This is a genomic window from Massilia sp. W12 (assembly GCF_037300705.1).
Classification (GTDB): domain Bacteria; phylum Pseudomonadota; class Gammaproteobacteria; order Burkholderiales; family Burkholderiaceae_D; genus JACPVY01.
Map to the genome: position 1 here is coordinate 2,513,054 of NZ_CP147776.1, position 22,893 is coordinate 2,535,946.

At 58.2% G+C, this 22,893-nt stretch carries 17 protein-coding genes; 14 read left to right on the forward strand and 3 right to left on the reverse strand.

The window, feature by feature from the left end:
* Positions 1-4: 4 nt before the first annotated feature.
* The 6 genes from V8J88_RS10160 (at position 5) to V8J88_RS10185 (ending at position 6,072) form a co-directional block, all read left to right on the forward strand.
* Entirely contained in the window at positions 5-1,252 is a 1,248-nt protein-coding gene (locus tag V8J88_RS10160) for an ABC transporter substrate-binding protein (RefSeq protein WP_338849353.1), read from the forward strand.
* On the forward strand, positions 1,252-3,291 hold the full coding sequence (locus tag V8J88_RS10165; RefSeq protein ID WP_338849355.1) for an ATP-binding protein: 2,040 nt from the start codon (positions 1,252-1,254) through the stop codon (positions 3,289-3,291). Before V8J88_RS10160 ends, V8J88_RS10165 begins: the two co-directional genes overlap by 1 nt.
* Before the next feature lie 52 nt (positions 3,292-3,343).
* The gene (locus V8J88_RS10170; RefSeq protein ID WP_338849357.1) at positions 3,344-4,120 is read left to right on the forward strand and encodes a hypothetical protein; all 777 of its coding nucleotides are present in this window, start codon (positions 3,344-3,346) and stop codon (positions 4,118-4,120) included.
* 78 nt (positions 4,121-4,198) lie between these two features.
* On the forward strand, positions 4,199-4,654 hold the full coding sequence (locus tag V8J88_RS10175) for a DcrB-related protein (protein ID WP_338849358.1): 456 nt from the start codon (positions 4,199-4,201) through the stop codon (positions 4,652-4,654).
* Positions 4,655-4,690: 36 nt separating this feature from the next.
* Positions 4,691-5,347, forward strand: coding sequence for a hypothetical protein (locus V8J88_RS10180; RefSeq protein WP_338849360.1), 657 nt, complete (start codon positions 4,691-4,693; stop codon positions 5,345-5,347).
* 122 nt (positions 5,348-5,469) lie between these two features.
* A complete protein-coding gene (locus tag V8J88_RS10185; protein WP_338849362.1) occupies positions 5,470-6,072 on the forward strand; it encodes a glycine zipper 2TM domain-containing protein in 603 nt (200 codons plus the stop codon).
* 472 nt (positions 6,073-6,544) lie between these two features.
* Here the strand turns inward: V8J88_RS10185 and V8J88_RS10190 are convergent, their stop codons facing one another.
* Positions 6,545-8,143 (reverse strand): tyrosinase family protein, encoded by a 1,599-nt coding sequence (locus tag V8J88_RS10190; RefSeq protein ID WP_338849363.1) that lies wholly within the window; start codon positions 8,141-8,143, stop codon positions 6,545-6,547.
* Between the two features lie 411 nt (positions 8,144-8,554).
* On the opposite strand from V8J88_RS10190, the gene xdhA reads away from it, so the two are divergent.
* The 6 genes from xdhA (at position 8,555) to V8J88_RS10220 (ending at position 15,918) form a co-directional block, all read left to right on the forward strand.
* Positions 8,555-10,075 carry a xanthine dehydrogenase small subunit gene (gene xdhA, locus V8J88_RS10195; RefSeq protein WP_338849365.1) on the forward strand — a complete coding sequence of 507 codons (1,521 nt, stop codon included), beginning with the start codon at positions 8,555-8,557 and terminating at the stop codon, positions 10,073-10,075.
* Entirely contained in the window at positions 10,072-12,384 is a 2,313-nt protein-coding gene (gene xdhB / locus V8J88_RS10200; protein WP_338849366.1) for a xanthine dehydrogenase molybdopterin binding subunit, read from the forward strand. The genes xdhA and xdhB overlap by 4 nt, the downstream gene beginning before the upstream one ends.
* Positions 12,381-13,385 (forward strand): xanthine dehydrogenase accessory protein XdhC, encoded by a 1,005-nt coding sequence (gene xdhC, locus V8J88_RS10205; RefSeq protein ID WP_338849368.1) that lies wholly within the window; start codon positions 12,381-12,383, stop codon positions 13,383-13,385. The genes xdhB and xdhC overlap by 4 nt, the downstream gene beginning before the upstream one ends.
* Before the next feature lie 9 nt (positions 13,386-13,394).
* Complete coding sequence (guaD, locus tag V8J88_RS10210) at positions 13,395-14,756, forward strand: guanine deaminase (RefSeq protein WP_338849370.1); 1,362 nt, start codon at positions 13,395-13,397, stop codon at positions 14,754-14,756.
* A gap of 167 nt (positions 14,757-14,923) precedes the next feature.
* Positions 14,924-15,316, forward strand: coding sequence for a VOC family protein (locus V8J88_RS10215; protein WP_338849371.1), 393 nt, complete (start codon positions 14,924-14,926; stop codon positions 15,314-15,316).
* A gap of 74 nt (positions 15,317-15,390) precedes the next feature.
* Positions 15,391-15,918 (forward strand): nuclear transport factor 2 family protein, encoded by a 528-nt coding sequence (locus V8J88_RS10220; RefSeq protein ID WP_338849372.1) that lies wholly within the window; start codon positions 15,391-15,393, stop codon positions 15,916-15,918.
* 54 nt (positions 15,919-15,972) lie between these two features.
* On the opposite strand, the gene V8J88_RS10225 is transcribed toward V8J88_RS10220, so the two are convergent.
* Complete coding sequence (locus V8J88_RS10225) at positions 15,973-19,119, reverse strand: EAL domain-containing protein (RefSeq protein ID WP_338849374.1); 3,147 nt, start codon at positions 19,117-19,119, stop codon at positions 15,973-15,975.
* 229 nt (positions 19,120-19,348) lie between these two features.
* Here V8J88_RS10225 and V8J88_RS10230 point away from each other — a divergent pair, with 229 nt between their 5' ends.
* A complete protein-coding gene (locus tag V8J88_RS10230; protein ID WP_338849376.1) occupies positions 19,349-19,855 on the forward strand; it encodes a DUF1993 domain-containing protein in 507 nt (168 codons plus the stop codon).
* Positions 19,856-19,867: 12 nt separating this feature from the next.
* On the opposite strand, the gene V8J88_RS10235 is transcribed toward V8J88_RS10230, so the two are convergent.
* On the reverse strand, positions 19,868-20,398 hold the full coding sequence (locus V8J88_RS10235; RefSeq protein WP_338849378.1) for a DUF1415 domain-containing protein: 531 nt from the start codon (positions 20,396-20,398) through the stop codon (positions 19,868-19,870).
* Positions 20,399-20,994: 596 nt separating this feature from the next.
* On the opposite strand from V8J88_RS10235, the gene V8J88_RS10240 reads away from it, so the two are divergent.
* A complete protein-coding gene (locus V8J88_RS10240; RefSeq protein WP_338849380.1) occupies positions 20,995-22,848 on the forward strand; it encodes a thiamine pyrophosphate-binding protein in 1,854 nt (617 codons plus the stop codon).
* The last annotated feature ends 45 nt before the right edge of the window (positions 22,849-22,893 follow it).

Consider the following 22,893-nt stretch of genomic DNA (forward strand, 5'->3'; position numbering starts at 1 on the left):
TCAGATGCAGAAATTATCGTTAAGACGCCGCAAATTTCTGGCAAGCCTTGCGCGCAATGCGCCGCTTGCCCTTGCGGCAATCAGCAGTACTCCCCTGGCCTTGGCTGCCCCCGCCCCCGCTCCAGCCCCCCAGATCAAATCCAACAACGCTGTCATCATTGGCCTGGATGCCGAATTCGGGCTTGAAAACAGCTATTCGGCTCAGGCCGTGGAATTGGGCATCAAAGTCGCCATGGCGGAAATCAACGCCAACGGCGGCGTATTGAATGGCCGTCAGCTTGAACTGGCGACGCGTGATAATCGCGCCATGCCGGCGCGCGGCATCCGTAATTTGAGCGAACTGGCGGCCTTGCCGAATCTGGTGGCGGTGTTTGGGGCCCGTTTTTCGCCCGTGATCATCGAACAATTACCCAAAATCCAGGAATTGCAGATTCCGTTTTTGGCGGTCTGGTCATCCGCTGACCCGATCATCGACAACAATATGCAGCCCAATTATGTGTTCCGTTTGAGCTTGCGCGACAATCTGGCCATGCCCAAGATGTTGCAAGCCGCCGCTGTGCGCGGGTTTGATAAAGTCGGACTGCTGCTCACCAATACCGCCTGGGGACGCAGCAATAAGGCGGCGGCGGAAAAATACATCCTCACGCAAAGCCGTCAGAAAATCGTCGATCTCGCCTGGTATAACTGGAAAGATCCGAGTTTGCTGGCCCCATATCAAAAACTGCAAGACGCCGGCGCGCAAGCGGTTTTGCTGGTGGCCAATGATGTGGAGGCGGCGATTTTAATGAAAGAAATCGCCGCCTTGCCGCCCAACCGGCGCTTGCCGGTATTCAGCCACTGGGGCATCACCGGCGGCGATTTCGCCAAAACCGCCGGCCCCGCCTTGCGTGAGGTCGATTTGTCGGTGATTCAGACTTTCAGTTTCTTCACAGCTGACAAAACCGTGCTGGCGCGTTTTATGAAATATCTGGCGGAAATCTCAGAGATCCGCCGGATTGATGAAATCCAAGCCCCGGTGGGTGTGGCGCACGCCTACGACATGACGCATTTGCTGGCGCAGGCCGTCAACCAGGCCGGCTCAACCGACCGCAACAGCATCCGCAACGCATTGGAAAAACTCAAACCCTGGCGCGGTCTGGTGAAAAGTTATGCCCCCGCATTCACGCCGGGCCGGCACGAAGCACTGAGCGCAGATGAATTATTGATGGCGCGCTACCGCAGTGACGGCGTATTGATTCCGGCGCAAAAATAATGGCCGGACAACGCAGCCTGGCCCACCGCTTTGCCTATGCCGCCGCCGCCCTGAGCGGCGCGGTGCTGCTGTTGTCTGCCTTAAGTTCCTGGTTGCTGATTGAGCGCCAGCAACAACTGGCCACACGCATCCTGACCCAGCGCGAAGCCGGTATGAACGCCCAGGTCTTGCAAATCGCCCTCACCGCCTTGGATAAACGCCTCAATGAAGCCGCCAATTCCAGCCTGATGGCGAACGCCCTGGTGGACAGCGCCGGGCGGCAAATGTATCTGCACCCCTATTTGCGCGATATGCGCAGCATCAACGGAATTACGCTGCACATCCTGTTTGCTGATTTTGAAGGCAAGCCCATCGCCAGCATCGGCGATATCGCGCTTGATGCCGCGCAAAACAGCTGGCTGCAAGCGCAAATTCAGAGCGGTCAGGCGCAAACCAGCATCTTCACGCAGAGCAATCGCAGCTGGCTGTTGATGAGCGGCTTGATGGTGTACTCCCGCACCCAAAGCCCGGAAGGCGCGCTGGTGTACAAAATCGCCTTGGATGATCTGCAAAAACTGGTGACAGGAAAATTACTCTGGGGAACACAGCGCGCGCCTGCCGGCGCCGGCGAATTGATAGTCTTGCGCACCCCGCCGGCGATGCAAAGTCTGGGCTTAAAACTATGGCAGGCGCAAGGGCAGTCAATCAGCGACGCCAGAGAAACCAGCCTGGGCTTGATCCTGTTGTTTGCCGCCGGGGCCAGCCTGATTGTGCTGGCGCTGGGCTTGCGTTTGGCGCCGGCGCTCACGCGCGATGTGCGCGAACTGGATGATTTCGCCCGCAGCATCGTGCAAAACGGTTTTGGCCAGATGCGCGCGCAAGTCGCCGGCAGCCATGAAGTCAACAGCCTGGCGCAATCGATCAACCACATGCTGGACAAATTGCACGAGCAACACCAAAAACTGCAGCAAGAAACCGAAGCGCGCTATCGTTTGCTGGTGGAAGGGGCGCGCGTGATTTATTGGGAAGCCGCGCCGGAACACTTCACCCTGCACTATTTATCACCGCAAAGCGCCAGCGTGACCGGCTGGTCGCAGGCGCAATGGCTGGCGCCAGACTTTTGGCAAAGCCATATTCATGCCGAAGATTGGCCCGCATTGCAGGCGGCGCGCCGGCACATCAGCCAGGGCGCAACGGGTGACAATTATCAAATCGAATACCGTTTACAAAAACCGGATGGGACATGGCTGTGGTTGGAAGAAATCGGCAGCTTAGCGCAAGACGATGGCCAAAGCCGGCTGCGCGGCATCCTGCTCGATATCGATATGCGCAAACAAAGCGAAGCGCGCCTGGCCCAGGAGCGCAGCCGCACAGACAAAATGAAGAGCGAATTCATTTCCACCGTCAGCCATGAATTGCGCACCCCGCTGACCTCGATTCGCGGCGCCCTGGGTCTGATCCTGGGCGGCGCCGCCGGCCAGATCACGCCCCAATCGCAAAAATTGCTCACCGTGGCGCAAAGCAATTGCCTGCGTCTGCTGCAATTAATCAATGATTTGCTGGATATCGACAAAATCGCCTCCGGCAAAATGGAATTCAATTTGCAATGGCTGTCCTTGGTCGAGCTGGTGCAACGCGCGCTCGAAGAAAACCAAAGCTATGCCGCCAACTACGGCGTGCAATACCACTTGCAGATTGAGATTGCCCCCAGCCGGCAAGTCAAACTGGACGCCATGCGTTTTATGCAAGTGATGGCGAATTTACTCTCAAATGCCGCCAAATTTTCGCCGCCAAATGGCGTGGTGGAAGTGCGTATCAGCAGCCGCGACGATATGTTGCGGGTGGAAGTGACCGACCACGGTTCCGGCATCGGGCCGGAATTCAAGGCCAAGATTTTCCAGAAATTCTCACAACAAGACAGCTCAGACACCCGCGCCAAAGGCGGGGCCGGGCTGGGTTTGGCGATCTCCAAAGCGCTGATTGAGCAAATGGGCGGCATCATCGGTTTTGACTCGATACCGCAACAAGCCACCACCTTCCACATTGAATTGCCCGGATGAGCTGCGAAACAGATACAATGCGTGCAGCTTATTCCCCCCCCCCCTGAATTCAATGCAAACAGATCAATCTGATTCCGCCGCAAACGGCGCCCCCGACCCGGAAAATGAAAAAAACGGCATGGCCGCTTACGCCAAATCCGGCATGCAAATCGTCCTCACCGGGGCCCGCTTAGGCTGGCTCTTGGCCAGCCGGGTATTGGGTTGGAGCGTATTCGGCCTGGCGGTGAATATTTATCTTTTCTGGCATTTAGGCCCGCAAATGCAAAAAATCTGGCCGCATGAGGCAGGCAATTTGCTCAGCATGGCCGGGGCCAGCTTTCATCTCCTGCTGCTTTTATTGAGCCTCTTGCTTTGCATCGCCGGCTTTTGGATCACCGGCTACAAGCAAGGGCTGGATCAGTGCATCTACTTCCTGGCCCGGCAACATTTGCGCGATGTGCTGCAAACCGTGTTGCGCCTCACCGGATGGTATCGTCCTGCTGACAACACGCAAACCCCGGCTGCGGCCGGCGGCGCCGACACCCTGCCGGACAGCCAGGAAGCGCAGCAAGCCGCTTTGCAAACCGCGATTGCGCAATCCAACTATTCCTGGCTCACGCGCAAGGCTTTGCATCTGATGTTTGCTGACTCGCGCATGAGCGCGGCCTTATGGCAAACCCGGATGGACTATAAAAACGGGGCCAAAGGCCGCGCCGAGAGCGCCAAAGAAGCAGCGAATGTGATTGCCGAGCACAGCGATGGCGCCTGGTTTGAGCCGGATCTGTGGTTGCCGGCCATCATGCTGAGTGTGAATTTGATTGTGGTCTTAACGATTGCCTACTGGAACTGAAGGCATCGTGCACACATCGCGCACGATGGGCGCGCTTTTCGCTACAATGCCGGCACCCTATCACATTGCCAGTCCGACATGCCCAAATTTATCTTTAACGAAGGCGAATTCACCCTGCCGCCACAATGGGAAGACCACACCGTGCAGCGCTTTCACCTGCCGGGCGGTGAAGCGGCAGGCCCGGCCAGCCTGACCATTATGCGGCTTAACTGCCCGCTGGATAAACCATTTGACGACTTCATCGCCGACCGACTCAAGCAAATCGCCCAGTTTCCCGGCTTCCAATTACTGCTCAAGCGCGACAACTTCGATCCCCTCACCTACTGCTGGCTGGATTACACCTGGCAGCCGGATGAGGCGCGCTGTTTTTTCATCCGCGAAGTGATTTACGCCTCGCGCCCGCAGCATCTGAGTTTCACCTTAAGCACCACCCCGGCGGATAAAAGCGCACATACCCCGGCTTGGCGCGAGATGATACGCACGGTCGAATTGCGCGCCAGAATCGTGAATGGCGAGCTGGTCATCAAAGAATAAAGCCGGCCTGATCTTCCACCAGTCTGAGGGGGCGCCATGTCAACCCGCAACAAAATCAGCATCCTGGCCCAAACCGGGGCCAAGATGCTGGCCATCTTCCTTTCGCGCCTGATCGGCTGGAGCGTGTTTGGCTTGCTGCTCAATGCCGCCCTGCTGTTTGGCGCCAGCGTGCTGATACAAGACGGCAAAACGTCCGCCACCTTGCTGCAAATCGTCCTGCTGGCCTGCATCTCGGCATGGATTGTGGTCGGACAAAGCCAGGGCATGGCCAGTGCGCTGGATCTGTTAGCGCGCAAACACATGGGCCATTTACTGCAATATTTATTGCACCGCATGCCGCTGCCGCAAGCCGACAGCATCCAGCTGCGCCATGCGCCCGGCAGTGCAGAAGCGCAAGCCCAGGCGCAAGCGCAAATGCAAGCGCTGCAAGCCTGTCTGCACAGCCCGGAACTGCCGCGCCTGATCCGCCTTAGCGCCGGAAAATTTGAAGATTCCCGCCTCGCCGCCGCTTTGCTGCAAGCATGGCGCGAATATGAACCGGGGGCTGACAATTTGCCGCAAAATGTGGAAAAGCTGGCCAATATCGCCGCCTGCCACATTCCGCCGGACAGTTTTGCCCCCGACTGGCTGATGCCTGGCGGCATGCTGCTCTTGAATCTGGCGCTGGTGGGATTTTTGCTGTGGGGCGTATGAGGGCTGCCCATTGGCCAGCGCGCAAAACCTATCAGAATTTACCCTCTGTGCATTGCATCTAATGGCGCCGCTGCTTAAAAAAGATACAATGCGCCGTTTCTATTCAGCCAAACACATTTCCCATGAATAAGCTGCTCATCTCTTTGCTGGTTCTGCTGCCGCTGTGCGCACAGGCCGATGTCAACACCAAGGGCTTCACCTATGTGCCGCGCGGCGCGGAAGTCGTCACCATCTTAGCCCACCACGAACCCTGGCATAACCCGCCCGGGCATGAAAAGAAAAAGCATAAACATGACGATCACCAGCACGAGCATGAGCACGAGCATGAACACCACACCGTAAAAAGCGGCACGCAAAGCAAAACATCCAGCCAAGCGCGTGGCGTGTGCAGCAATTGCGGCGTAGTGCAGGCGGTGAATACGGTACAACTGCCGGCGGAAACCACGGGCGTGGGCGCTGTGGCCGGTGCGGTGGTGGGCGGCGTGCTGGGCAATCAAGTTGGCGGCGGCGATGGCAAAAAGCTGGCCACCGTGGCTGGCGCCGCAGCCGGCGGCGTGATCGGCAATGAAATCGAAAAGAAAAGCGCCAGCGGCAAAACGGTGTATGACGTGGTGGTGAAGATGGAAGATGGTTCGGTGCAAACTCTGCGTATGAATGACAAACCGGCCTGGAAGCGCGGCGAAAAAGTGGTGCTGGATAATGGCGGCTTGCTCAAACGCAAGTAAGCGGCGATGTGGATAAAAAAGGCGCTGGATAAGCGCCTTTTTTTATTGTGCTGCCGGCATGTGGCGGGTTCTGCCAGGCAAAATGGCGGATGCGATTGTGCGCTGGCCATGCGCGGCGAAAGCTGCTCCCGGGCCTTCTCTGGCCTGCTGCATTGATCTTCCGGGATGGCATCTTATCACCTCCCTGCCGCCCGCTTTTGCCCCGCAATTATGAAGAATGATGCCGCTATGGTTTTGCTGAGAGCGCAAAGCGGCAAAAGGATATGTGATTGGCAAAAAAACGGATCGGCTTTAGCCGCGAATAGGCGCCGCGCCATATCCGCCGCCGGTTTTCGCGACTCACCTCGCGCCCACCACAAACTCACAGCGCTGCCTTGCGTATGCTTTTGAGCGGCAGACCGGAATATCAGCCAGCCGGGCGGTGTTGGCTGCGCCAAATCACCGCCCGTTTTGCCGCGTCAAACCAGCGCGTTTATTTCTGTTCCGGCGCGTTTTCCAGGCGCATGCCCGTCATCGTCACCGATCCCTGTGTGGTCTTTTCCACCACTTTCTTGGTGGTCAGATTGCTGGGGACGAATTGCACGCTGACATCCGCCGCCGAAGAGGCGCTGAGTTCATGCATGTTTTCCGTCACATCGTAACGCAAGGTGCCGATCTTGCCGGTGGAGCCATCAGCATGCGGATGATCATGGCCGGTCGGCTCCAGTTTGCCAAAATAGCTGATGGTGGCGACATATGACATGCGCTTCGGATCTGCTTTTGAGGCCAGGAACACTTTATAGCTCACGCCCGGATTGCCCACGATATCCACGTTTTCCAGCACCAGATGCACCGGCGCCGGTTTGGCTTCGGCTGCGCTTTCAGCTGAGCGGGTCAGTTTTTGCGGCGCGTCAAACTCCATCAAGGTCTGTTTGCCCTTGAGCGACACCGTACCTTTGGCTTTGGCCGCGTCCAGCGCAATGCCCGGCACATCAGTGCCGGCAATCAGTGCGGTGCGCACTGTCGGCGGACTGATCTGGCAGGCTTTGTCATTGTCGTAACGGCTTTCAATCACGCCAGGTTTGAACAAATCTTCGATCTTCATCGTCGCCTTCTGCCCGTTTTCATCCGCAAACACATATTCGGTCTGATACCAGGCGTCCGGCATGCCCAGATTGGCCTTGGCCCAGGCCAGATCAATGGTTTTGCCGCCGGCTTTTTGCACCATCCAGCACTGCCATAAACGGTCGATATTGGCATGATGCATATAGAACACCGGATCCCAGCCCGCCAGCGGCACCTGGCCGATATCCGGCGCGGCGCAGCCCGACCCTACCGCGCAGTGCATCGAGCCGTGCGGCTGGCCTTCGATGCGGCGTTGGAAGTCAAGGAAGGTGGTGGCGCGGAAGGCTTGCGCCGCTGATGCGCTTTGCGCGTCCATGGTGGTGGTGTTTTCATTCAAGCCGGGGGTGCGCCATTCATCATAAAACGGCACAGCGCTCTTGCCGCGCACCAGCGCCGGCAGCTGCAGCCCGCCCTTGCTCATTTCGCCAAAATAATTCCAGTACGGCAGGGCGAAGTTGGCGTCGCCGGAGAGTTTGCGCAAGGTGCGTTCAAAATAATGCAGATACATGCGATGCCAGGGCAGGAAGGTATTGCTGCCGTGCTGGCAAGTGCCCCAGACTTGATTGGTGAAACCGTCATTGGGCAGGGTCGAGTCTTTCAGATGCACATAATATTTGCGGCAAGTCGCTTCCCCCATCGCAGAACCGGGGCAGTTGCGGTCGGCAGTGCGCTTGACATAGGTGGCGGCGGTGCCGGCGGCATTCGGGCCTGTGCCCAGCCAGCCATGGGTGTTGGCCCAATATTCCCAGCTGTTGTAAAAATCAACGGTATCACGCTTTTTATTATTGTTTGCGTGCATCTTGGTCATCGCGGTCTTGAAGGCTTTCACCTTGGCCGGATCTTTATTGAAATCTGTCACACTCTGGCGCACATATTCAGCAGCGCCGGCTGGCAGCGCAAATGCAGCCGCCAGTGAAAATGTCAACAGTGTGGGAATGAAACGCGAGCGGGGTTGTTGCGCATGCATGGTTGACTCTCCTTGTTTCTTTTTCAAGTGCCTGGGTGTGGTTCCAAAGCCGGTCGGGCAAGCGTGTAAGGAACTGCAAGCGGCCTGGACCGCTGCTGCATGTTAGTCGATCAAACTGCTTTATGTGCGGCAAATTGACGCATTGACATAAAAATCCGATTTGCTTGCAACAAGTTGCCAGATGGCAATCAGTCATGTATTGATATTGCAACAGAACAATAAGCGGCATCAGCCGCCTTGTATTGAAGCAGCTTGACGCAATGCTACACTTGCCCGGTTTTTTCCTGCGCACGCCTTACGGCTGGCAGCCTGTCGAACTGTGAAAAACGCTGCTGCTTTTTCGCCAAGCCCGACAAGCGCCATGGGCCCTCAGCGACGCCTCTGGCCCGATTTTCACTGGAGTTTTCTGATATGAGCAGCATGGATTCTGCGCAAGAATTGCCCTCCCGCCCTATCCGCCTGTATCTGCATGGACAATTGCAGCAGATTCACGACCTGCCGCCGGATCTCTCATTACTGCAATACCTGCGCCGCCACGCCGACAGCTGCGGCAGCAAAGAAGGCTGCGCGGAAGGCGATTGCGGCGCCTGCACCGTGCTGGTGACGCGCTTCGCGCAAGGCGAACTTAAGACGGCCAGCGTCAACGCCTGCATGCAGTATCTGGGCGCGCTGGATGGCTGCGCGGTGTGGACGGTGGAAGATTTGGCGCAAGGCGGGCAATTACATCCGGCCCAGCAAGCGATATTGGACTGCCACGGTTCGCAATGCGGCTTTTGCACACCGGGTTTTGCCGTCTCGCTGGCGGATTTGCAGCTGCGCTGCGCCAAGCCGCAACGCGCGCAAGTGGTCGAAGCCCTGTCCGGCAATCTGTGCCGCTGCACCGGCTACAAGCCCTTGATCGAAGCCGGCTTGAAAATGCAAGACTATACGCCGCAAACCATCTTTGATCCGGCCACCCTCACCCCCCAATTAGCCGCGCTGCACGATGCGCAAGGCGCCAGCCACAGCCACCCGCGCTGCACTCTGTTCGCGCCGCGCAGCGTGGAACAAGCTTTGCGCTTGCGCGCCGCGCACCCGGACGCCTGCGTGCTGGCCGGCGGCACCGATGTCGGTATCTGGCTCAATAAACAATTGCGCCAGCTGCCGCAGCTCCTCTATCTGGGCAAAATCGATGCTTTGCAGGAAATCCACAGCACAGAACACGAATTGCACATCGGCGCCATGTGCGATCTGAACCGCTTTTGGCTGAGCATGCGCCAGCACTGGCCGCAGCTGGAAGAATATCATCAGCGCTTTGCCTCGCACCCGGTGCGCAACGCCGGCTCCATCGGCGGCAATCTGGCGAATGGCTCGCCGATCGGCGACGCCATGCCGCTCTTGATTGCGCTTGGCGCGCGGATTGAATTGGGCCGTCTGCAAGATGGCCGCATCGCCCTGCGCCAACTCGCGCTGGAAGATTTTTATCTGGGCTATCAGCGCAAAGATCTGGGCGCGGATGAATTATTGCTGCGCATCTTGCTGCCGCTGCCGGACGGGCAAGCGCGCGCCTTGTTTGTGTGGAAAATCGCGAAACGTTTTGACCAGGATATTTCCAGCGTGGCGGCGGCGATTCATTTGCACTTTGCGCCAGAAGCAGATGGCCAGCGCCGCATTCACAGCGCGCGCATCGCCTTTGGCGGCATGGCCGCCACCCCCAAACGCGCCCGCGCCACAGAGCAGGCTTTGCAAGGGCGCTGGTGGGATGAGGCCGCCCTGGCGCAGGCGCAAGCCGCGCTTACGCAAGATTTTCAGCCGCTCGACGATTTACGCGCCAGCGCGGCGCACCGCATGCGCTGCGCGCGCAATCTTTTGCACAAAGCGTATTTGCAAAGCGGCGCCGGCTTGCCTGCCGCCGCCTGTGAATTAAGCGCCGCCAGCGCGGAGGCTGTATGAAAAAAATCAGAAGCACGCACAGTCTCGGCGCCCCGGCGCCGCAAGACTCAGCCCATTTGCAAGTCCAGGGACGGGCCGAATACACCGACGATATCGCCGAATTGCCGGGCACGCTGTATGGCGCCTTCGGTCTGTCTGAACACGCGCACGCGCAGATTCTGTCGATTGATTTGCAAGCAGTGCGCAGCGCCCCCGGCGTGCAGGCGGTGTATCTGGCGGCGGATATTCCGGGCGTCAACGACTGCGGCCCGCTGACGCATGACGATCCGGTATTGGCGGATGGCGTGCTGCAATATGTCGGACAACCACTGTTTTTGGTGATTGCCCGCAGCGAAGAACAAGCGCGCCGCGCCGCCCGCCTTGGGCGCGTCAACTGCCAGCCGCTGCCGGCCATATTGGATGTGAAACAGGCGCACGCGGCGCAATCGTATGTCTCGGCCCCCTTAAGTTTGGCGCGCGGCGATCTCAACGCCGCGTTTGCCGCCGCGCATGATGTGGCGCAGGGTGAATTCGCCATCGGCGGACAAGAACATTTCTATTTGGAAGGCCAAGTCGCCTACGCCTTGCCGCGCGAAGATGGGCAGCTGCTGGTGTACAGCTCAACCCAGCATCCGACCGAAATGCAGCATGTGGTGGCGCATGTCTGCGCCCTGCCCTTTCATCAGGTGCAAGTGCTGTGCCGCCGGATTGGCGGCGGCTTTGGCGGCAAGGAATCGCAATCGGCGATCTGGGCCGCAGCGGCGGCGTTCGCCGCGCATAAGCTGCAGCGCCCGGTCAAACTGCGCGCAGACCGCGATGATGATTTTTGCATCAGCGGCAAACGCCATCCATTTCTGCACCAATACCGGGTGGCGTATGACCGCGAGGGCATGATCTTGGGGGCGGATGTGCAAATGCTGCTGTCGTGCGGCTTTTCGCATGACCTCTCCACCCCGGTCGCCAACCGCGCTATCTCGCATGTGGACAATGCCTATTTTCTGCCGGCGGTGCAGGCGCAAGCCTGGTGTTGCAAGACCAATACCCAGTCGCACACTGCGTTTCGCGGCTTCGGCTGCCCGCAGGGAGTGATGGCGATTGAATACGCGCTCGACGACATCGCCCGCAAGCTCGGCAAAGACGCGCTGGATGTGCGGCTGGCCAATCTGTACCGCGCAGCGCCGGCCAACACCACCCATTACGGTCAGGAAGTGGATGGCAAATTGCTGCAGCAACTCATGCGCCAGTTAGAGCAAGACAGCGATTACCGCGCACGCCGCAGCGCGATCAATGCCTTTAACCAGCAAAACGCCTATCTCCAAAAGGGGCTGGCCCTGACCCCGGTCAAATTCGGCATCGCCTTTAATCTGGGCCTGCTGAATCAGGCCGGCGCGCTGGTGCATGTATATACCGACGGCAGCGTGCTGGTGGCGCATGGCGGCATCGAAATGGGACAGGGCTTGCATATCAAAGTCATGCAAGTGGTGGCGCATGAATTCGGCTTGCCGCTGTCAGCCATCAAAATCGCGCCGACCGACACCGCGCGCATTCCCAACACCTCGGCCACAGCGGCCTCCAGCGGCACAGATTTGAACGGCGGGGCCGCGCGCGACGCCGCGCGCAATGTGCGGCAGCGCTTAGCGCGCTTGGCCGCCAGCCAATTCAATTGCAGCATGGATGAAGTGCTGTTTATGGATGGCATGGTGCGCGGCAATGGGCGCGAAATCAGCTTTGCCGCACTGGCGCAACAAGCCTGGGCTGCACGCATCCAGCTGTGGTCAGATGGTTTTTACGCCACCCCCGGCTTGCACTGGGACGCAGCGAAAAAACAGGGCGCGCCGTATTTTTACTTTGCGCACGGCGCCGCAGTCGCCGAAGTGTTGCTCGACACCCTGAGCGGCGAATGGAAATTGACGCGCGCCGATATTTTGTATGACGCCGGCCAATCGCTGAATCCGGCGATTGATATCGGCCAGATCGAAGGCGGCTTTGTCCAGGGCATGGGCTGGCTCACCACCGAACAACTGGTGTGGGACGCACAAGGGCGTTTGCGCACGCATGCGCCATCCACCTATAAAATCCCGGCGGTATCTTGCGTGCCGCAGGATGTGCGGGTGAATTTATATGAGGGCGTCAACCACCGGCAATCGCTGTATGGTTCAAAAGCGGTGGGCGAGCCGCCCCTGGTCTTGGGCGCGGCAGTGTTTTTCGCGCTGCGCGACGCGGTTTCCGCCTGCGCCCAACATCAGATCAATCCGCCCCTGCAAGCGCCTGCCGGCGGCGAAGCGCTGTTGGACGCGATTGACTTCGTGCGCGCCAAGGCGGCGGCATGAGACCAGACTGGCTGGCGGCCTTGTGCGCGCTGCCACAGCCGCCGGCTGCCGCAATCTTGCTATGCATCAGCGCAACCCAAGGCTCCAGCCCGCGCGCGGCTGGCGCGGCGATGTTAATCGGCCCGGATTTCGCTTTTGACACCATCGGCGGCGGCCAGCTGGAATGGCAGGCCATGCAGCAGGCGCGCCAGATGCTGGCGCAAGGGACGCACAGCGAGACGGCCAAAATCAGCTTAGGCCCGTCCCTGGGACAGTGTTGCGGCGGCGTGGTGCATCTGCTGTGGCGGCGCTTGGGGCAAGCCGAATTGCACGCCTTGCGCGCGCTCGGCGCCAGCGGCGCACGCGGCAGCATGGCGCTGTATCTGGAGGACGCGCCGCACTGCCGCTTAGCGCTGTGGCAGGCGGAGCAATTGTGCTATGCCGACGCCGATGCGCAAGAAGCGGCGCAACAAAATGCCCGCGCCAGCTTGCGCATTGCGCTGGGCGCGCCGGCAGCGCATGTGTTGATCTACGGCGCCGGCCATGTTGGCGCCGCGCTGCTGCAAGCGCTCTTGCCCCTGCCCTGCCGCGTCACCTGGGCCGACAGCCGCGCCGATGCGTTTGCCCATCTGCCGCCGCACTTACAGGCGGCCCCCGATGTGCATTATCTGGATGAATATTCGCCCGCCGCGCTGGCCGCCTGGCTCAAGCAAAGCGGGCACGAGAAACCAGACGCGCTCTTAATCATGAGCCACAATCACCAGCTTGATCTGGAATTATGCGCGCTCACGCTGGCGCAGGAAGACAGCCGGCCCGCATTTCTGGGCCTGATCGGCTCCGCCAGCAAAGCGACGCGCTTTACCCGCCGCCTGCAGCAGCGCGGCATTGCGCCGGCGCAACTTGCGCGCCTGCGCTGCCCGATAGGCTTACCCGGTTTACACGCCAAACACCCGGCGATTATTGCCGCCAGTGTCTGCGCCGAATTGCTGATGCATTGGCAGACCCTGGCTTTGTTAGATTGAGATTTTTCCATGTCCAGCATGCTTGTACCCGACCTGACCCAAACCGCCAGTTGCAGCGCATTCCGCGCCGGCATTTTGCATTTTTTGCATGACCCCGGCTTAGCCGAACAGGACAGCCGCGCGCTGCAAGCATTCAGCGATGGCTTGTTGCTGGTGGCGGATGGCAAAGTGCTTGCCGTGGGCGACTATGCCAGCCTGGCGCCGCAGCTGCCGGCGCATTGCGCGCTGCAGGATTTGCGCGGCTATTGGATCATGCCCGGCTTTATCGACACCCATTCACACTACCCGCAAAGCGAAATGCTGGCCTCGCCCGCGCCCGGCCTGTTGCCCTGGCTGGAACGCTACACCTTCCCCACCGAGCGCCAATTCGCCGACCCGCGCCATGCGCGCCGGGTGGCGGATTTCTATTTACAGCAATTACTCGCCAGCGGCATCACCACCGCCGCCGTGTATTGCACCGTGCATCCTGCCTCGGTGGATGCGTTTTTTGAAGCGGCGCAAGCGCGCAATCTGCGCATGATCGCCGGCAAAGTCTTAATGGACCGGCATGCGCCGGACTTCTTGCTGGATGCAGCGCAAAGCGGGGTCGAGCAAAGTGAGGCGCTGCTGCAAAAATGGCATGGCAAGGGACGCGCCCTGTACGCCATCACACCGCGCTTTGCGCCCACATCCAGCCCCGCGCAATTGCAATTGGCGGGCGAACTGGCGGCGCGCTACCCGCATGTCTGGGTGCAGACCCATTTGGCGGAAAACCGTGATGAAATCGCCTGGGTGCAAGAATTGTTCCCGCACTGCCGCAGCTATACCGATGTGTATGCGCGCTATGGCCTGTTAAACCAGCGCAGTATTTTGGGACACGCCATCTGGCTCGATGCGAATGACCGCAGCCTGCTGGCCGAACGCCAGGCGATTTTGTCGCACTGCCCGTCTTCCAATCTGTTTTTGGGCAGCGGCTTATACGATGTGCAAGCCACTCTGCAAGCCGGGGTGCACACCACGCTGGCCTGCGATGTCGGCGGCGGCTCGGCTTTTTCCATGTTGCGCACCATGCACGACGCCTACACCGTGGCGCGCTTATCCGGCTGCTATCTGCCGGCGCTGCAAATGTTTTACCAAGCCACCCTGGGCGCCGCGCGCGCGCTCAAGCTCGACCATCTGCTGGGCAATTTCACCCCCGGCAAAGAAGCCGATTTCATCGTGCTCAACCCCGCCGCCACGCCCCTGCTGCACAACCGCCACGCGCGCTGTCAGTCGATTGAGGAAATTTTATTCATGCTGGCGCTGCTGGGCGATGAACGCGCGGTGGTTTCGACCTGGGCTGCGGGGGTGTTGCGGCATCAGCAGAGTGCGCCGGCGCTGGCGAGTTTATAAATCGGAACAAGGTGCGCATGGCGCACCTGCCTTCCGCAGAAAATCGGAAGTGGATTCGCCCTGCAGTCGTGTAACGCCCGGAGATGCGCTACAGATTTTGGATTGCCATCGGCCGCACCTGCGCTTACCATGCGCACTGCGCTTATACTTGTCCCTATCTTCTTGATATGCAACCCTGCCCGCCCCCATTGATTCACGCCGCCAAGCCGGTTTTTGCGATTTTAGTGCATGTGCCGGATGTGCCTGCCGCGCTGAATTGGTATCTCGCGGCCCTGCCGGGCGCGCGCCGCGCCCATATTGCTGAGCCGATTGCCTTTGATTACCTGGATGTGGGCGGCATCATGCTGGAACTTGTGCCTGCTGATGAAAAAGTCACGAATGCTGCCGCCGGTTCGGTGGTGTATTGGCATACGCCGGATTTTGACGCTTCGCTGGCGCATTTGCTTAGCATCGGCGCCACGCTGTATCGCGGGCCGGGGGCGATTGAGTTTGGACATAAGATGTGCCAGGTAAAAGATCCATGGGGCAATTGCCTTTGTTTGCGTGGCCCGGCGCAGTAAGTGTGAGTACGATGGGCCGGCATGGCGGCCTGATCTGCTATGCGATTGACAGCATTTTTTCAAAAGGCGTCTGAATGCATATTTTTTCACGATATTTTCCGCTGCCATCACGTCTGGCAGGTGCGCTGTTGCTTAGCGCGGCCACGCTGTGCCCTGCCGCCGAGACGCCGCAAGCGCTGCTGCAACAACTCTGGGCGCTGTCCTCGCATGGGCCGAATCAAGCCGTCAATCTGTCCGCCCTGGGTGAGCTGTTTCATGAAGATGCAGTGGTGTTTGGCGGCGGCTATCGGGGCGACGCGCCCAGGGTTTCGCGCAGCAGCAAGGCGGAATTTTTAAAACAGATGGCGCCCCTCAGCGCCAAAGGCTTTTATGAATGTGAAATTGAGCGGCAAGTGCTGCTGCATGAGCGCTTCGCCACGGTGTACAGCGTAGTGGAAACGCGCAGCACGCTGACTCAAGCAAAGCCTGATTTTGTCGGGGCCAACAGTTTGCAATTGTTCAAGACTGAGCAGGGCTGGAAAATTTTGAGTTTGTATTACTTTGTCGGCAAGCGCGAGGCGCCTGTCACGAGCAAAGGGGAGTCTGGCGTGTGTTTAAGATAGCTGCACGGCAAACCATTTCAGCAGTCAAGACAAGCGCGGCCTTACCGCAGACGCTCAAGCCGGCTCAATCACATCCGCAGACGGGGCGGGGTTTGCGCCCCACTGCTGAAAGATCTGGTCTGCCGTCAGCGGTTTGCTGAAGAAGAAGCCTTGCGCCAGTTGGCATCCTTCGCGTTGCAGGAACGCGACTTGCTGCGCCGTTTCCACCCCTTCAGCGATCACCGACAGATGCAAGCTCTTGCCCAATTGAATCACCGCAATCGCGATCGCTTCTTCATCGGGATTTTCGCCAATGTCTTTGATAAATGAACGGTCGATTTTCAATGCCTGCACCGGCATGCGTTTCAGATAAGACAAGGAGGAATAGCCGGTGCCAAAGTCATCAATCGCCAATTGCACGCCGATTTCGTGCAATTCACCGATGTAACGCAAGGCGTCGCCGGTGTGCATAATCACCGATTCGGTGACTTCAAGCTGTAAGCGCGCCGCCTGTAAGCCGGTTTCCTGCAAAATTTCGCGCACTTGCTGCGCCATGCCGCCCCGTTCAAATTGTTTAACCGAGAGATTGACGGCCATCTTGGGCGCATAAAAACCAAGCTCTTGCCAACGCACCATCTGGCGGCAAGCTTCAAACAAGACCCATTTGCCCAATTGATTAATGAAGCCGGTATCTTCCGCCACCGGGATGAAGCGGGCGGGCGAGACCAGGCCCAATTCAGGATGCTGCCAGCGCACCAGCGCCTCCAGACCGATCAACTGACCGCTTGTGAGATCGATTTGCGGCTGGTAATTCAAAAAGATTTCGGATTTTTCAATCGAGCGGCGCAATAAATTTTCCAGGCGCAAGCGCTCCACCCCTTCGCCCGTCATCTCCGGCGAGAAATAGCGGTAGGCATTGCGCCCGTCAGCCTTGGCTTGATACAGGGCCACGTCGGCATTCCGGATCAGGATATTCAAATCTTCGCCATCATCAGGGTAAATTGCGACGCCGATGCTGCATGAGGCGAACAATTCGTGCGAAGCCACATAAAACGGCTGCTCAAAAATAGCCATCAGTTTTTCCGCCACTACCCCGGCGCCATATTTGCCGCCGCTGTCTTCGAGCAGCAACACAAATTCATCCCCGCCCAGGCGCGCCAGCGTATCGCCATCGCGCACCTTGGCCGATAAGGCTTGCGCCACCTGACGCAGCATTTCATCGCCGATATGGTGGCCCAGGGTGTCATTCACACTCTTGAAGCGGTCCAAATCAATAAACAGCAGGGCCAGCGGACGGTGTTCGCGCTGCGCCAGCTGAATCGCATGCGCTAAGCGATCACTGAATAAGAGGCGGTTGGGCAATCCGGTGAGCGGATCGTGATGCGCCAGATGATCGAGTTTTTCCTGCGATTCTTTGACCTGGGTGATATCGGAAAACACCCCGACATAGTGGGTGCTGACGCCTTCGCTGTTTTTGACGGCGGAAATGGTCAGCCACTCCAGATACAGTTCTTGATTTTTGCGCCGGTTCCAAATTTCGCCGCGCCAAAACCCGGTCGCCAGCAATTCACGCCAGAGCGCATCATAAAAAGCCGCTTCCTGCCGTCCTGAACGCAAAATACCGGGGGTCTGGCCCAGCGCTTCCTGCTCGGCAAAGCCGGTGATTTGGGTAAAGGCCGGATTGACAGCGACAATCCGCGATTGGGCGTCTGTCACAATCACGCCATCGGCGATGTAGTCAAACACGGTCGCCGCCAGGCGCAATTTTTCTTCTGCCTGCTGCCGCTCGGAAATATCGGCGAATACCCAGATGCTGCCGGCCTCGGCCTGCTGCGCATCCAGGGCGCAGACATTCACCTGACACCAGAACAGGCTGCCATCGGCGCGCCGGCATAGCAGCTCGTTTTGCAAACCGCCATGCTGCAGGGCTTCAAATTGCGCATCCAACTGCGCCGCGCCCCCCTCAGCGGGCAACAAACTCAAACAAGATAAGCCATGCATGCCATGCTCGGCAAAACCAAACATATGCTCACAAAAGCGATTGGCGGAAATAATATTGCGCTCGCGCACAAAGGCGATTCCCAGCATCACATTATCCAGAATCGCGCTTTGCTCTGACAATAAGGCGGCGATCCGCATCTCATTTTGTTTGCGCTCTGTGATATCGGTAATAATGCCGTCAATGAAGGCGATTTCGCCGTCTTCGCCATATTCCGGCTGGCCACATTCTGAGATCCAACGCTCCTGCCCGGCGGCGTCCACAATCCGGTATTCAATTTCATAGCGTTTATGAAAGCGCAGGCCCTCTTTGACACGCTGTTTTTGCATGACCCGGTCTTCAGCGCAGATGATATTGGCCCAGCTGCGCACCGAGCCTGCCATCAAAACCGCCGCCGAATAACCGCAGATTTCCTCAATCCGGTCGCTCACAAACTCAATCGGCCCATTTGGCTTGACGCGAAACACCGCGCCCGGCGCTTGCGTCACAATCGAGCGGAAGCGCTCTTCGCGCTGGCCGATATCGGCGAACAGTTTGCGGATGGCGACCCGCATCTGTTCCAATTGTTGCGCCAGTCGCCCCAATTCATCCTGCTTGCCCAAGTCCAGACTGGTATCAAAATCGCCCTGCGACAGACGGTCAGACGAAACCATCAGTTTCTTCAGGGGGGCCATCAGACGGGTATGTAAAAACAGGACAATCAGGCATAAAGACACCAGCAGTTGCAGCGCCAGGATCAAGGCATACGACCATTGCTTGTCACGCAATTCAGCCTGGCTTTTGGCGTCATCCATTTCAATGCTGATCCAGCCGATTTGCTGACCGTGGGCGATGATTTCACGCTCTGCTGAAATCACATTGCCCATCGTGCGCGCGGGCGCGGTGGTGTTGATGAACTGACTTTTGGCTTGATCCAGCACGCGGATTTGTAAAACCGCCGGATCACGCATGACGGATTCGATCAAGGGTTGCGCGGTTTCCGGATTCATGATCCACAAAGGCTCTTGCATGCCCAGCGCCAGAATGTCGGCATAGCGTTGCAAAGCCTCATTCAAGACCAGGCGGGCGGCGCGCTCTTCTTTGACGCCGACCAGCAGATAACTGCCGAACATGGCCGGCAGCGCGAGGCCGGCGAACACCACCAGCACCAGCGCCTTATAGATTGACTGGCCAAACCAGGCAGAGAGTTGATTGCGTACTAAAGCTGTGATGTGAACTGGCATCGGAAGTGAATCGGTATCAGTCAGCAGAAACCAGGATCTGGAAATGAAATATGCTGATGCATTATGCACGCAAAATTCCTTCGCAGAGTATTGCAGACGATTTTTTTCCTGTCGCACGCCACATCTGCAAAACCGCGCTGACTTGTATATGATGTGCAGCCGGAGCCAGCGCCGCCTTCAGCAGGCGCCAGCCTGGCTTGCCCTCCCCTTTCCCACACAGGAGCAGCAGATGACGATTTCCATGTATCAGGCTTCAATCCCTGTCTTTCAACGCAGTCTGTCGAATCTGGATGCGATTTTGCAAAAAGCCGCACAGCACGCGGAAAACCGCAAAATCGATGCGCAAGCCCTGCTGCAAGCCAGACTGTTTCCGGATATGTTCACCTTCACGCGCCAGGTGCAGATTGCCTGCGACTTTGCCAAAGGCGCAGCAGCGCGCCTGGCCGGGCAGGATGTGCCTTCGTGGGAGGACAATGAAAAGAGCTTTGAGGAATTGCGCGCCCGCGTCGCCCGCACGCTCGAATTTGTCGCGCAGGCCCAGCCCGAGCAGATCGATGGCAGCGAAGAACGCGATATTCAAGTTGGCGCCGGCGAGCGGCAGATGAAATTCAAAGGACAGGTTTATTTGCTGCATTTTGTCTTGCCCAATTTTTACTTCCATCTGACCACCGCCTACGACATCCTGCGCCATAACGGCGTGGAAATCGGCAAACGCGACTTTATCGGCCAAGTCTGACCCTTCACATGCTTACTTCGCGGGCCAGGGCACAGGCGCTGTTTGCAAGTCGCGCCAGCCCTGCCCGCCCAACTCGCGCATAGTTTGCTGATTCTTGCGCCAGATCGTCTGCGCTTCCGGAAAAGCCTGCACCGCACGGTCCAAACTCTCCTCGCGCAATAAATGCAGGCAGGGCCAGGGGCTGCGGTTTGTGCAGTTTTCAATATCCTGCGGCGCACTGTCGGCAAATTGGTAGTCGGGATGAAAGCTGGCGATTTGCAACACGCCCTCCAAGTCCATGCGCGCCAGCAGATCATCGGCCACAGACAGAAAGTCGTTGTAATCGTAAAAATCCTGCAATACGCCTGGATGAATCAAGAGCGTGGTTTCCAGCTCTGCCAGCGGAGTTTGCTGCAAGAGCGTCAGTTCAGCATGCAAGGCATGCAGTAAATCCTCTGCTGTCCTGGCCGCGCAAAGTCTTAAGCGCAGCAGGTTTTTTTGCACAGGCGCCTTGGCAAAGGGACACAGGTTTAAGCCAATCACGACTTGTTGCAACCAATGCATGGCTTGCGCAGAAAATGCTTGTGCCAGCTCGGGACTGAAGTCAGAATCAGCATACAGACCTGATGGCGCCCTGTTTTTTTGTGTTTCAATCACTTTCTTCATACCTCAGTTTATGTTTTGCGCACATCGGCAGGCTGCGACGCAGCTACAATAAGTGCTGCAAAATCGCGCGCCATTTCTGATGACGCTTGATTTGCAATACTTTTTTTACGCCATCTTTGCATATCCTATGCGAAGATTTGCGTTAATATTTCTTTCAGACATCTTTTTTGTTTGGCGCCAGTATGTAAAGCTATCAAGAAGTCGCGACAACGTGACTGCGCGCAAGATAGAAAATGAAGCCGGAACGCAATGCATCAAGTGGATCATGCAAAGCGCGACCGGCTCTGACGCAGCTGCATTGTAAGTGACATCGATGCTGACGAGAGTGATGTTCACAGCAGTACCGGTAGCACAGGGTAGGTGGCTCCGTTGTAACGGCATGCCAACCGACGACCTGCGGCAGCAGTGTACAGTCGCAGCCGGTGGCGTAACGTATAGCAAGGCAAGGCCGAACCCGCTGTTTGCAATGCATTTTATACGTGAAAGGTTTCATCATGAGCAGCCAAGTCACGCCTGCGCCCGCGACCTTGCCATTGACGCTGCCCGCTCCGGCTATCCATGGGGACATCGCCGATTTGCTGGTGTCATATCTTGAACAACTCGGTATTGAGTACATTTTCGGAGTCCCGGGAGGCTCCATTGAACCGCTCTACAACGCCATCGCCCGCAGCACCCGGCGCGGTGGTTTGAAACAGATTCTGGCCCGCAGTGAAGCTGGCGCCGCCTACATGGCCGACGCCTATGCGCGCGAAACCGGTAAAGTCGGGGTCTGCTGCGCCACTTCCGGCCCCGGCGCCACCAATCTCATCACCGGCGTGGCCTGCGCTTTTGACAACAATATTCCGATGCTGGTGATTACCGGCCAACCTGCCCTGCCCTCTTTCGGCAAACATCCATTGCAGGAATCATCCTGCACCGGGGTGAACGTGATCGGCATGTTCCGACATTGCACCCAATACAACTCCCTGGTTTCACACGCCAAGCAGATGGAACCGAAGTTGATCACCGCGCTGCAACGCGCCACCCGTTCGCCCTGCGGCCCTTCACACCTGTCCGTGCCGCGCGATTTATGGCTGGAGCCGAATCCCGACCCGGCCCCGGCCTATGATTTGCCAACGCTGTTGCAACCCTCCTCGCTGGTGGATGATGAAGCGATTGAACGGCTGCGGCAAATGTTGGCCAGCGCCCGCAATCTGGTGTTGCTGATTGGCGGCTGGTGCGGCGAGGCGATCAACGCCATTATGCAGTTTGCTTCCATCAAAGGCGCCGTCTTTGTCACCACGCCGGATGGCAAAGGCCTGGTCAACGCCAATCACCCGCTGTTTCGCGGCGTTTTCGGCTTTGGCGGACACGCAACTGCTGAAGCCACCTTGCGCGACGACTCGGTGGATTTGATTCTGGCCATCGGCGCTTCTATGGGTGAGTGGAACACCAGCGGCTGGTGTGACAGCCTGCTCAATGACCGCCTGGTGCACATTGATGAATCGGAAGACCATCTGGCGCGCACGCCGATGGCGCGCTTTCATCTGCGCGGCAGAATTTCCGCTATTTTCAACCGCTTGCTGGAGCGGATTTACAATGTGCGGCAAGACGCCAAGGTGGAAATTGAACGCCGCCGCGTCAACCGCGAGCAGATCAACGGCCCGTGGGATCCGGAAAGCATCTTGGCTGCGCCAGACAAATACATCAGCAATGACGCACCGATGAAGCCGCAACGCTTGATGCGCGAGCTGGGTTTAATGTTCCCGCCGACTACCCGTTTCCTGGCCGACGCCGGCAACAGTGTGGCCTGGGCCGTACATTATCTGCATCCCTTTGATCGCCGTATTTGCGAACGGCGCATGGGTGGCGGTAATCGCAAACGCACGCAGGGGCGGCGCAAATCGCATGGCGGCTGGCTGCGCATCACCGCCAATTTTGCCCCCATGGGCTGGGCCATCGGCGGCGCCATCGGCACCGCCGCCGGCAATCCACATGTGCCGGTGGTATGCATTACCGGCGATGGCAGCTGGCTCATGAATGGCCAGGAAATTTCCAGCGCAGTGTACGAAAAGCAAACCATTATTTTTATCGTCTTGAATGACCAGGCGCTGGGAATGGTAAAGCACGGCCAACGCCTTGGCGGCGCCGAACAGATTGCATTTGAACTGTGTCCGACAGATTTTGCGCTCATGGCGCGCGCCATGGGCGCACAAGCCTTCACCATTCGCGGCCCGCAAGACTTAGCCGCGCTCGATATGCAAGAAATCTGCAGCCGCAAAGGCCCGACCTTGCTGGATGTCTATATTGATCCGGATGAAGTGCCGCCGATGAATGCCCGGATGCGGGTGTTGGGGGGGAATCAGTAAAGGCGGCTGGTGAAACTACATTATCTTCGCGCTCTGGCGTGTCCA

Excerpts from the sequence above, each read along its gene's own strand:
- V8J88_RS10160 (WP_338849353.1), top strand. The coding sequence starts at position 5 with ATGCAGAAATTATCGTTAAGACGCCGCAAATTTCTGGCAAGCCTTGCG.
- V8J88_RS10165 (WP_338849355.1), top strand. The coding sequence starts at position 1,252 with ATGGCCGGACAACGCAGCCTGGCCCACCGCTTTGCCTATGCCGCCGCC.
- V8J88_RS10170 (WP_338849357.1), top strand. The coding sequence starts at position 3,344 with ATGCAAACAGATCAATCTGATTCCGCCGCAAACGGCGCCCCCGACCCG.
- V8J88_RS10175 (WP_338849358.1), top strand. The coding sequence starts at position 4,199 with ATGCCCAAATTTATCTTTAACGAAGGCGAATTCACCCTGCCGCCACAA.
- V8J88_RS10180 (WP_338849360.1), top strand. The coding sequence starts at position 4,691 with ATGTCAACCCGCAACAAAATCAGCATCCTGGCCCAAACCGGGGCCAAG.
- V8J88_RS10185 (WP_338849362.1), top strand. The coding sequence starts at position 5,470 with ATGAATAAGCTGCTCATCTCTTTGCTGGTTCTGCTGCCGCTGTGCGCA.
- V8J88_RS10190 (WP_338849363.1), bottom strand. The coding sequence starts at position 8,143 with ATGCATGCGCAACAACCCCGCTCGCGTTTCATTCCCACACTGTTGACA.
- xdhA (WP_338849365.1), top strand. The coding sequence starts at position 8,555 with ATGAGCAGCATGGATTCTGCGCAAGAATTGCCCTCCCGCCCTATCCGC.
- xdhB (WP_338849366.1), top strand. The coding sequence starts at position 10,072 with ATGAAAAAAATCAGAAGCACGCACAGTCTCGGCGCCCCGGCGCCGCAA.
- xdhC (WP_338849368.1), top strand. The coding sequence starts at position 12,381 with ATGAGACCAGACTGGCTGGCGGCCTTGTGCGCGCTGCCACAGCCGCCG.
- guaD (WP_338849370.1), top strand. The coding sequence starts at position 13,395 with ATGTCCAGCATGCTTGTACCCGACCTGACCCAAACCGCCAGTTGCAGC.
- V8J88_RS10215 (WP_338849371.1), top strand. The coding sequence starts at position 14,924 with ATGCAACCCTGCCCGCCCCCATTGATTCACGCCGCCAAGCCGGTTTTT.
- V8J88_RS10220 (WP_338849372.1), top strand. The coding sequence starts at position 15,391 with ATGCATATTTTTTCACGATATTTTCCGCTGCCATCACGTCTGGCAGGT.
- V8J88_RS10225 (WP_338849374.1), bottom strand. The coding sequence starts at position 19,119 with ATGCCAGTTCACATCACAGCTTTAGTACGCAATCAACTCTCTGCCTGG.
- V8J88_RS10230 (WP_338849376.1), top strand. The coding sequence starts at position 19,349 with ATGACGATTTCCATGTATCAGGCTTCAATCCCTGTCTTTCAACGCAGT.
- V8J88_RS10235 (WP_338849378.1), bottom strand. The coding sequence starts at position 20,398 with ATGCATTGGTTGCAACAAGTCGTGATTGGCTTAAACCTGTGTCCCTTT.
- V8J88_RS10240 (WP_338849380.1), top strand. The coding sequence starts at position 20,995 with ATGAGCAGCCAAGTCACGCCTGCGCCCGCGACCTTGCCATTGACGCTG.